Here is a 10636-nt window from a genome sequence, read left to right as displayed (position 1 = left end):
CTGTGATCATGCGGTATCCATAGCGCCCATACTCTTCGGCCAGCGCAATGATATCCTCGGTCAGCCGGGCTTCATCCGGTCGGCCACAAGGCACTTTGCGCTGCGTCGAGCGATGCTGACCCAATGTGCGGCAGACCCTGCGCTCCGATACGCTGAAGGTTTGCCGCACATGGTCAATGCATTGCCTGCGGCGGGAAGGGCTTAGAAGTTTCCCCGTGCGGCCTCGGCAAGGATCATCTTGTCCAAGGTAAGATCAGACACGGCGCGACGGAGCCGGCTATTCTCGGTCTCCAACTCCTTCAGCCGCTTGAGCTGATCGCGGCTCATCCCGCCATATTGCTTGCGCCACCGGTAGTAAGTCTAAACCGTCACACCGATTTGCCGAACGGCTTCCTGAACCGAGCTCCCTTGCCCTTGCAGCACCTCAACCTGTCGCAGCTTCAGCACGATGTCCTCGGGCTTCTCTCGTTTGCCTGCCATCTCGTCGTCCTCCTGAAAACGGGATATTCCTATCCCAAAAGGTGGACCACTTCAGTGGGGTCACTCCACTCAGAGCGGAACTTGACAAGAAGCGCGGTGTTATCCTCGACAGGCTCGCGACACTGCAAAATGCGATAGCTAACCTAAGCCACTCTTGAGTTGCATCGCAGCGACTTCCGCTCTGTCCGCGGCCCTGCCGCTCAGGAGAGCTGCGGCGAAGGTCGGCGGTGAGCCCTTCTCAGACCCCGTAGATGCCGAAACTGACGATCGCTGGCGGCTAAAGAGTATGCATTCTAAGCTGCCTGGGCAGCCTGATCATGCGCAATGAAGGAGAGCATCGTGACAGCATACATCATTGGCCAGATGGAGATTCACAGTCGGGATTGGATGGATGAATACTTTGCGAAGATTCCTGACCTGGTGAAACGTCACAACGGGGCTTTCAAGGTCCGTGGCGGCAAGCCGGAGCAACTTGAAGGGGAGGGCAAGCTGCCTGATGCTGCTTTCGTCATCGAGTTTCCAGACCGCAGTCATGCTACATCATTCTGGAATTCCGACGAGTTCCAGTCTCTTGCGGTTCTGCGACGCACTGGCTCCACACTGAACGCAATCCTCACTGATGCGGTGGAGTGATCGCGTTTCGGCTTTGTCCGCACTGCAGACGCCGACCTAGTCCGCACCCAAGGACCGGTCTGAGGCAAAACTGTTTCGCTATTGCTTGGCGCGGACCGTTGACAAGATTCGCAAGATCCGTCCGGTGGCGTCGGCAGGGTACGGCACGCGACACAGAGCCCGCGCGCGCAACATCCTGTCGCGGTTAGCCTGCACTGATATCATCCGAAACATAAGCCGAAGTCGGTTTTATCATTTTTTGCGTCGGACTGATTTCGCGTCCGTGCTGAACTCTGCGTCATAAACAATACAATCGTGAATCAGAGAACTCGGAGAGCGGGCTCATGAAAACCCAAGTCAAAGCACTTGTTGTCGGTGGTGGTGCCATCGGGACCTCGATCGCATATCACCTGGCCAAGGCCGGTTGGGACGACGTCATGCTCATCGAGCGTGACGAGCTGACCTCCGGCTCCACCTGGCACGCAGCCGGCCTGTTGCCGCTGTTCAACATGTCCTATGCGACAACCCATATCCACAAATACTCGGTCGATTTCTACAAGACCCTGGAGGCTGAAACCGGCCTCAACGCGGGCTTTGCGGTCGTCGGCAACCTGCGCATGGCGCAGACGCAGGAGCGCATGGACGAATACATGCTCTATGCCTCCACCGCGGAGACCTGTGGCGTGAACTACGAATGGCTGACCCCGGATGAGATCAAGGCACGCTGGCCGCTGATCGAGACCTCCGACCTGAAGGGCGCGATCTACCACACCGAGGACGGCTATATTAACCCCGCCGACGTGACCCAGGCGATGGCCAAGGGCGCGCGCCAGCACGGTGCCGAGATCGTGCGCAAGCTGCAGGCGGATGCCTTCCACTGGACCGGCACCCATTGGGAAGTCACCTGCACCAAGATGGTTGAAAAGGGCGGCAACCTTGTGGAGAGCGACGAGCAGGTGGTGATCACCGCCGAGCATGTCGTCACCGCCTCCGGCAACCACGCGCAGCGCACTGCCAAGATGCTGGGCATCAAGATGCCCGCCGTCCCGGTCGAGCACCAGTTCATCGTCACCGATGTGGACCCGGCGCTGCAGGCGTTCCGCGACGAGGGCAACCCGGAGCACCCGGTGATCCGTGACGCCGACGCACAATCCTATGTGCGCGAAGAGCGCGGCGGCTGGATCCTCGGCGTTTACGAAAAACACGCGCCGGCCTGCTTTGAATATGGCGTGCCGGACAGTTTCCGCGCCGACCTGTTCCCGCTGGCGCTGGAGCGCATCGAAGACCAGTACATGGCGATGATCCACCGCATGCCCTCCAGCGAGGAATGCGGCCTGAAGGACGACTTCAACGGCCCGATCTGCTACACGCCGGACGGCAACCCGCTGGTTGGCCCCGCACCGGGCCTGCGCAACATGTGGCTGGCAGAGGGCTTCTCCTTCGGCATCACCGCTGCGGGCGGCACCGGCTATTATCTGGCGCAGATGATGGTGGAGGGCGAGGCCGAGATCGACATGGCGTCGCTCGACCCGAAACGCTACTCCTCCAACTGGATGACCACCGAGTTCGCGGCCCGCAAGAACGAGGAAGCCTACGACCACGTCTACATCCTGCACCACCCGGACGAGGAACGCCCGGCGGCCCGCCCGCTGCGCACCGCGCCCGCATTTGATCGTCAAAAGGCCCGCGGCGCACAATTCGGCTGGGTCAACGGCTGGGAACGGCCGAACTACTTCGGCCCCGTGGATGCGCCGGACAGCTTCGACCATGACGCCCGCAGCTTCCGACGTGGCGGCTGGTGGCAGCATGCCGTGGATGAGGCCAAGTCGATCCGCGAAGGTGTCGGCCTGATCGACGCGACCGCCTTCACCAAGCATATCGTCAAGGGTCCCGGCGCGACGGCTTTCCTCGACTGGTTCACCTGCAACAAGCTGCCGAAAGTGGGCCGCATCAACCTGACCTATGCGCTGACCGTGGCGGGCACCACCCGCACCGAGTACACCATCGTCCGTCTCAAGGATGACGAGTACTATCTGGTCTCCGCCGGGGCATGGACCGAGTATGATGCCGACTATCTGATGAAGGCGATTGCCGACAAGGAAGCCGACTTCGGCCGTATCGAGCTGCAGGACGTGACCACCCAATGGGGCGTCTTTGCCATCGCCGGTCCGAAGTCCCGTGACGTCCTCAAGGAGGTTATCCGCGACGCCGATCCGGAAACCGCCCTGTCGAACAAGCGCTTCCCGTGGCTGTCTGCTCGTCAGATCGAACTGGGCATGTGCCCGGTCAACGCGATCCGCGTGGCCTATACCGGCGAGTTGGGCTGGGAACTTCACCACCCGATGGAGATGCAGAACTACCTGTTCGATCTGCTTGAAAAGGCCGGCGAGAAGCATGGTATGAAGCTGGTCGGGGCCCGCGCTCAGAACTGGCTGCGTCAGGAGAAATCCTACCGCGCCTTCGGCAACGAGCTGGGCCGTGACGCGACCCCGCTGGAGGCCGACCTGCCGCGCTTTGTCGACCTGAACAAAGAGTTCTACGGCAAGGATAAGCTGGAAGAGACCGGCGTGCGCGTCAAATGCTGCACCCTGTTGATCGACGGTCCGGCGGATGCCGATCCCTGGGGGCACGAGGCGCTCTATGCCGAGGATGGCACCCGGGTGGGGCGTCTGACCTCCGGCGGCTACTCGGTTGCGTTCGAGAAATCCATTGGCATGGGCTACGTGAAGCCCGAGCAGGCGGTCGAAGGCATCAAGCTGAAGGTCAAGATGCAGGACAAGCTCTGGGATGCGGTTGTCACCTGCGACAGCCCCTATGATCCGAAGAACGAAACCATCCGCAAGGACGGCTGATCCCCTTCGACACTGCGCGCCGCCTCTCGAAAGTGATGCGGCGACACCACCATAGAGAAGCGCTCCGACTTGGTCGGAGCGCTTCTCGCTTGGTCAGCGCCGGAAATCGCGGGATATTGTGGCAGTTACGGCGGTGTTCGGGAGTGAGGCCGCCTGAGGTTAAAGAGACAGTGATAACGAGTAGACTTCTAGCCGTCTTTGGGGACATTCCGGCACATCGCCTCGACTGTGCCACCCGCATGTTCTGTGTCCTGCTTTTGCTCGGGCTTGCCGTAAAAAGTGCGGTGCTGGCACATTGGGTGCTAGTTGGTTTTCTGGTCGCACTTGCCGGTATCATCTTTGTCAACCTGCTGGCCTTGTGGCGGCACAGCGCGGCGCGTGTGCCGCTCTCTGTGTTGGTGGCGGTTCTCACAGCGACCGTTATTCTGACAACCTTTTATGTCGGTATATCTGGTGCGATCTGGATGTTTCCGGTGTTGGTGGGGCTGCGCTTTGCTGCGTCCCCGGCGCAGTATCAGCCCGCGCGGCTGGTGCTTATCGTGATGGTGCCACTGGTGGTGCTGTATCACGGGGATGCCGGGAATGCTGGGCGCTTGCTGGCGGCGGCTTTGATTTCCTCCGCCTATCTTTGGCTCGCCGAAGGAGAGATGGTGTCCCTGCGCGCAAAACTGGACCGTGATGAGGGGCGCGATCCCCTGACCCGGGCCTTTTCCCGCGCCAGTCTTGAACAGGACCGGGAGATGATATCGCGACTCGCGCCGGTTGGGCTGGTGGTGATCCGGCTGGATGGGGTGATGGCGCTGCGCAACCAGGGGCAGGACCGTCAGGCAGACAAGTTGATAGCCTCTGTGGCCAGAGAAATCATACCGATCCTCAGTACCCGAGAGCGGCTCTATCGCCTTGGCAACAGTGAATTCATGATCGGGCTGGCTGGCTGGCGCGCTTTTGAGAGTTACGAGCTGGGGCAGCACATCTGCAGGTCAGTACAGCCGACGCTGCCCGAGGGCGTGAACGCACAGAGCGGTGCCGCTGAGGTGCATGACCCTGAGGAGTTCGAAAGCGCTCTGGCCCGTGCCATGGCCGGGTTGGATACAGCGCCAACCGGCGTAGCTCCGTTTTCCCCCGAGGTGCTCTGACATTCGTCCTATGGCAGGCTTTCACCTATCGCGACCCGACAGGGATTGCGTTCAATGGGAGAGATCGGCGTCGGAGATGATCCCGTCGTTATCCCGATCAAGGCTATGTGCAAGCCGTGCGGAATGACGATTGTATTCCCTGCGTGAAATGAAGCCATCGGCATCCGTATCCGCAAAGGTGAAGGCATCAATCCGGCCGGGGCTGGCGTTTTGCGCCTGATAGCTCTGACCCATCTGAGCGTAGCGCGCCTGCGCAGCCCGCAGCGATGCGTCGAACTCATCGGGGCTGATTTTGTCGTCGCCGTTCAGGTCGATCTCGTTAAACTGGAGGTTGCGCAACGCAATGGCCTCATCCACCAATACGACCCCGTCGCCATCAAAATCGAGACTGCGCAGGAAACTCGGATCAGCCAGCGCCGAAGACGCGGCAACCGTTGCTGCAATCAGTGAGGTTGCGAGCACACGCCCGACAATACAGGCCGCGGCAGGGGCGGCGATAGGGCGGGGACGTTGCAACATCGGAGAGACCTTGTTCTTCTACTATCGTAGAAATAGGCGCTCAGTTGACGGTTTTGGAGAGGGCGGTGTTACAAAAGCTTTATATTTGTGCACATCTCATGTGCGCGACAAGATCAAGCACAGGTTGTTCGCGGGCATCTCCACCTGCTTTGTCAGCTGAAGCCCTACCGCCGCGGCCCATGTGGTGATGTCATCCACGTCCTTGTAGCCGATCTCCGGGTCGTGGGTGCTGAGGGCGGCGTGGAAATTGCGATCACCCTCGCTGACCAGCTGACCGTCGCGCGTAAAAGGGCCGTAGATCACCATCCGCCCGCCCGGCGCCAGCGCCGTAGAGGCTTCGTCCAGCAGGGTGCGGACCTCATCGGCGCTGACCAGATGTAACAGGTTGGCCAGCAGGATCAGATCAAACGGGCCGATCAGCCCGCCCCAGCCGGATGATGTGGCATCCAGCGCCGCCGCCAGCTCCACGTTTTGCACCTCTGCGTCTGTCATATAGGCGTCGATACTGGCGCGGCGGCTCGGATCGATGTCGCTGGGCTGCCAGTTGAGGCCGGGCAGGGCGCGGGCATAGCCGACCACATGCTGACCGGTGCCGCTGGCGATCTCCAATGCGCGACCCGTGGCGGGGGCATGCTGTTCCACCACCGCCAGAAGCGGCGCGAGATTGCGTGCGGCAGCAGGGGCAAAGAGTTTGCCGCCGGCGGTTTCCTCGGCCACTGAGGCCTGTCCGGGTACGGATCGAAACGGCATCAGGTGAACCTCTCGGGGCTGAGGGCGGCAACCATGTCGGCGTCAATTTCCGGCGTGCGCCCCGCCACCAGATCGCGCAGCAGCCGGGCCGAGGCCGGGGCACTCTGGAACCCGTAGCCGCCTTGTCCGGCATACCACCAGAAGCCGCTCTGCCGTGGATCCGCGCCAAACACCGGCACCCCGTCGGGGGCAAAGCTGCGCAGCCCGGCCCAGCTGGTTTCCAACCGGGTCACGGGGGTGGTGACCATCTCCTCGTAGCGGGCAAGCCCCTCGGCCAGCACCATGTCGTCGGCCCAGGCATCCTGCGGCGGCACCGGCTCGGCATCGGCGGGCGAGACCAGCAGCTTGCCGGCCTGCGGTTTGGCATACCACGCCTCATGCACGCCCATCAGCATCGGCCAGTCGCTGACGTCATGCCCCCCGGGCGCCGGCAGTTGCGCCATTGATCGGCGTCTGGGCTGGATGCCCAGTGGCGCCCCCCCGGCCATCTCGGCGATGATATCGGCCCAAGCGCCGGCGGCATTGACGATCTGGCGCGCCTCGAAGCTGTCGCTGTGGGTCTCCACCCGCCAGCCCGCGTCCAGCCGGGTGATCGCTGTGACCTCCTGCCGGGTGCGGGTCTCGCCGCCGCGCTGGCGCAGTAGCTTGGTCCAGTCGCCCATCAGCCGGTCCGTGTCGATATCGGTGGCGGTCTCATGGGCGGCGGCAAAGGCCACGCTGTCGGGGTTCAGGATCGGCACCCGCGCCAGCGCTTCGCTCACCGGGATTTCCTGCAGGTCCAGCTCGGCCAGATCTGCCTCAAAGCCCGCGCGCTGGTCGGCACGCGCCACCAGCATCAGCCCGCGCGGACTGAGATAGCTGTCGCGCGCCGCGCCGGGCGCGACAAAAAACGCGCGACTGGCCTGCGACAGCGCCTTGATCGGGGCTGGGCCGTAGTCCTCCTCGAACATTGCCGCCGACCGCCCAGAGGCATGAAACCCCAGCGCATCTTCGCGCTCCAGCAGCAGCACGGAGCCCAGTTCCGCCAGATGCGCCGCAGCGCCAATTCCGGCGACGCCGCCGCCAATGACGAGGAAATCGATCATGCTTCCTCCAGCCGGTCGGTTGCGGGCGCCGGGCGGGGGCTGAGCGCTGCGATGCGGGCATAAAGCTCCGGCGACATCTCGAACTGCGTTGCCGCCAGCGAGGGCGCCAGTTGCGCGGCGGAGCGCGCCGACAGGATTGGCGCAGGGCGTGCCGGGTGACCGGCGGCCCAGGCCACGGCCAGCGTGGCGGCGTCAATGTCCAGTTCCTCGGCAATTTCCAGCAGATCACGCGCCGACTGATGCATCCAGTCCTGGCCGTAGCGCGCGGCGTAGCGTTTGTCCTCACTCAGCCGCCCAGAGCCGCCGCGGGCGTATTTGCCGGTCAAAAGCCCGCCGCCCAGTGGCGAATAGGGCACCGGCAGGATGTTCTGGTCGGCGCACATCGGCAGGAGTTCCACCTCCGCCTGGCGTTTCACCAGCGAATACATCGGCTGCAGCACGTCGATCTGCAGACCCAGCCGTGCGGCCAGCGCCACCGCCTTCATCACCTGCCAGGCGGCGAAGTTCGACAGGCCCACGTGGCGGATCAGCCCCTGCTGCTTCAGTTCGGCAAAACAGGTCAGCGTGTCCTCCAGCGGCGTGTCGGGATCAAACCGGTGCAGGTAGAGCAGGTCCACCCCGTCGAGGTTCAGCCGCTGTCGGCTCTGGTCGAATTGCGCCCGCATGTTGGCGGCACTGGCACCGCCGGTGATGCCCACCTTGGTTGCCACATAAAGCGCCTCGCGCTCCGGGGCGATCAGCTTGCCGAGGATCTCTTCGCTGGCGCCGTCGGTATAGACCCAGGCGGTGTCGAAGTGGCGCAGGCCGGACGCGCGGCAGGCGGCGAACATCTCGGCCGAGGCCTGCGCGTCGGCGCGACCGCCGAACTGCATGCAACCAAAGGCAAAACGGCCGATATCGTGACCGTCGAGAGTGGTGAGCGGGGGGCGAGATGTCTGTGTCATGCGGCGGAGAGTGGCACGCAGATGGGCCGAGGGCAACGGTGCGATGCCCAGGGCTTTCACATTCCAGCGCAGCAACGTGAATGGATGTTTCAGCCCATTGCCGCTACATCGAGGTCATGTTTGACGCCAAAATACGCCCGCTCATTGATCCGGTCCTGAATGCGCAGGGGGCCCGCCTTGCCGCGCTTGGGGTGACGGCCAATCAGATCACCCTGCTTGGGCTGGCGCTGGGGCTGCTGTCGGCGGCGCTGATCGCCTGCGGGGCTGTGGGCTGGGCGCTGCTACCGCTGCTGGCCTCGCGGCTTGCGGATGGGCTCGACGGGGCGGTGGCGCGGGCAGGCACGCCGAGCGATTTTGGCGGTTATCTCGATATCGTCTGCGATTTTGTCTTCTACGGCGCTGTGCCGCTGGCCTTTGTGGCGCTGGCGCCTGCGGCCAACGGGCTGGCGGGAGCCTTCCTGCTGTGCAGTTTCTACGCCAATGGGGCGAGCTTCCTCGGCTATGCGGTGCTGGCGGAAAAGCGCGAGATGAAAAGCCGGGCGCGCGGGGTGAAGACGCTTTATTTCACCGGCGGGCTGCTTGAGGGGGCGGAGACCATCGGTTTCTTCGTGCTGCTGTGTTGCCTGCCGGGATCCTTTGTGCCGCTGGCCTATGCGTTCGGCACGCTCTGTTTCCTCACCGCGCTGTCGCGTGTGCTGCTTGCGGCCAAGGTGTTCGGCGACTGAGGCGCATTGATCGCAAGAGGTACGAGGGCGGGGCGTGGCTCCCGCCGCCTCGGGTCCTCTGTCCCTTCGGGATCAGAGCCTTCCTCGGCGTTGGGCCGGGCAGCCAGCCCGGGGAACCCGGGCTGGCTGCCGCCGCGCGTGCCCCGGAGGGACACGCGCGGCCACGCCCGTTGGGCGTGAAAAGGCGCGACTGCTATGATCAGGGAGGAGCCGCGCACGGGCAAGCCATCATTGATGGCGCTTGCATGCAGATCGTTGATCCGGTCCGCAGGTGCCGTTTGTTCTCTCCCGGAGACAAGAAAAGACCCGCCCCAAGGGGCGGGTCTCTCCAGTTCGCGATCACGAAAGGCTTACTCCGGGATGGAGCCTTCGATGCCTTCGACATAGAAGTTCATGCCAGCCAGCGTGCCGTCATCTGCAATCTCACCCTCGGCGAGGAAATCAGAACCGTCCTGCTTTTTCAGCGGGCCGGTGAAGGGGTGGTATTCACCCGAGGCCATCGCGTCCTTCAGCGCCAGCGCTTCGGCTTTCACCTCGGCCGGAACCGCATCGGTGATCTCGCCGATGCCGACCATGCCTGGGCCGATGCCGTCCCAGGTGTCCACAGAGGTCCAGGTGCCATCCATCACGGCCTTGGTGCGCGCGATGTAATAGGGCGCCCAGTCGTCAATGATCGAGGACACGCGCGGGAAGGGCGCATATTCCGCCATGTCAGACGCCTGACCAAAGGTGACCACATTTCCCGCCGCCTGCGCTGCAGCCTGCGGTGCGGTGGAATCGGTGTGCTGCAGGATCACGTCCGCGCCTTGTTCGATCAGCACTTTTGCGGCGTCGGCTTCCTTGGCCGGGTCAAACCAGGTGAAGGCCCAGACGATCTTGAACTCGACGTCCGGGTTGACCTTCTTGGCGTGGATATAGGCGGAGTTGATGCCGCGGATCACTTCCGGGATCGGGTAGGAGCCGATGTAGCCGACGATGTTGCTCTCGGTCATATGACCCGCGATGGTGCCCTGTACGGCGCGCCCCTCGTAAAACCGCGCGGAATAGGTCGAGACGTTCTCGGCGCGCTTGTAGCCGGTGGCGTGCTCGAACTTCACATCCGGGAATTTCTTGGCGACGTTGATGGTGGGGTCCATGTAGCCAAAGGAGGTGGTGAAGATCAGGTCCGCGCCCTGCAGGGCCATCTGGGTGATCACGCGCTCGGCGTCGGGGCCTTCTGCGACGTTTTCCACATAGACGGTTTCGACCTTGTCGCCGAATTCTTCGACCACGGCCTTGCGGGCCTGATCGTGTTCATAGGTCCAGCCGCCATCGCCGACGGGGCCGACGTAGACAAAGCCGACCTTGGTCTTGTCCTGGGCCAGCGCGCCACCGGCGGCCAGACCCAGCGCAACAGCAGCGCCGGTAAGAAGTTTGGTGAGTTTCATGAGATGGGTTCCCCCTGGTTGGTTCTAATGTTGTGACCCGCCCCGGTTCGCCCCGAAGCTGGATTTTGGTGTGCTCGCCCGCGCCGCAATGCGCCCCGGACGAGGA

General features: G+C 63.2%; 9 protein-coding genes and 1 pseudogene. 4 read left to right on the top strand and 6 right to left on the bottom strand.

Translation table 11 applies throughout. The features are described from left to right. Nucleotides 1-480 (bottom strand): annotated as a pseudogene (locus tag R0J92_RS16965) (transposase); the annotation flags it as partial. A gap of 339 nt (nucleotides 481-819) precedes the next feature. On the opposite strand from R0J92_RS16965, the gene R0J92_RS16960 reads away from it, so the two are divergent. The 3 genes from R0J92_RS16960 to R0J92_RS16950 all read left to right on the top strand — a co-directional run bounded on the left by R0J92_RS16960 (nucleotide 820) and on the right by R0J92_RS16950 (nucleotide 5080). Further along, complete coding sequence (locus R0J92_RS16960) at nucleotides 820-1113, top strand: DUF1330 domain-containing protein (protein ID WP_411052485.1); 294 nt, start codon at nucleotides 820-822, stop codon at nucleotides 1111-1113. Between the two features lie 323 nt (nucleotides 1114-1436). Next, the gene (locus R0J92_RS16955; RefSeq protein ID WP_411052484.1) at nucleotides 1437-3944 is read left to right on the top strand and encodes a GcvT family protein; all 2508 of its coding nucleotides are present in this window, start codon (nucleotides 1437-1439) and stop codon (nucleotides 3942-3944) included. A gap of 170 nt (nucleotides 3945-4114) precedes the next feature. Next, entirely contained in the window at nucleotides 4115-5080 is a 966-nt protein-coding gene (locus R0J92_RS16950) for a GGDEF domain-containing protein (RefSeq protein ID WP_411052483.1), read from the top strand. 51 nt (nucleotides 5081-5131) lie between these two features. Here the strand turns inward: R0J92_RS16950 and R0J92_RS16945 are convergent, their stop codons facing one another. From R0J92_RS16945 to R0J92_RS16930, 4 genes are all read right to left on the bottom strand, one after another. Further along, complete coding sequence (locus tag R0J92_RS16945; RefSeq protein WP_411052482.1) at nucleotides 5132-5599, bottom strand: calcium sensor EFh; 468 nt, start codon at nucleotides 5597-5599, stop codon at nucleotides 5132-5134. A gap of 96 nt (nucleotides 5600-5695) precedes the next feature. After that, nucleotides 5696-6349, bottom strand: coding sequence for a DUF938 domain-containing protein (locus R0J92_RS16940; RefSeq protein WP_411052481.1), 654 nt, complete (start codon nucleotides 6347-6349; stop codon nucleotides 5696-5698). Next, nucleotides 6349-7434, bottom strand: coding sequence for an NAD(P)/FAD-dependent oxidoreductase (locus tag R0J92_RS16935; protein WP_411052480.1), 1086 nt, complete (start codon nucleotides 7432-7434; stop codon nucleotides 6349-6351). Before R0J92_RS16935 ends, R0J92_RS16940 begins: the two co-directional genes overlap by 1 nt. Next, nucleotides 7431-8378 (bottom strand): aldo/keto reductase, encoded by a 948-nt coding sequence (locus tag R0J92_RS16930; RefSeq protein ID WP_411052479.1) that lies wholly within the window; start codon nucleotides 8376-8378, stop codon nucleotides 7431-7433. The genes R0J92_RS16935 and R0J92_RS16930 overlap by 4 nt, the downstream gene beginning before the upstream one ends. A gap of 116 nt (nucleotides 8379-8494) precedes the next feature. Between R0J92_RS16930 and R0J92_RS16925 the strand changes: the two genes are divergently transcribed. Further along, a complete protein-coding gene (locus R0J92_RS16925) occupies nucleotides 8495-9103 on the top strand; it encodes a CDP-alcohol phosphatidyltransferase family protein (protein WP_411052488.1) in 609 nt (202 codons plus the stop codon). Between the two features lie 350 nt (nucleotides 9104-9453). Here R0J92_RS16925 and R0J92_RS16920 read toward each other — a convergent pair whose 3' ends face one another. Beyond that, on the bottom strand, nucleotides 9454-10530 hold the full coding sequence (locus R0J92_RS16920; RefSeq protein WP_411052478.1) for a BMP family ABC transporter substrate-binding protein: 1077 nt from the start codon (nucleotides 10528-10530) through the stop codon (nucleotides 9454-9456). Nucleotides 10531-10636: the final 106 nt, after the last annotated feature.

Source organism: Tritonibacter sp. SIMBA_163 (assembly GCF_046535935.1).
GTDB lineage: Bacteria > Pseudomonadota > Alphaproteobacteria > Rhodobacterales > Rhodobacteraceae > Epibacterium > Epibacterium scottomollicae.
The sequence above is the reverse complement of the archived record's forward strand: the minus strand, read 5'-3'. Positions and strand labels throughout refer to the sequence as shown.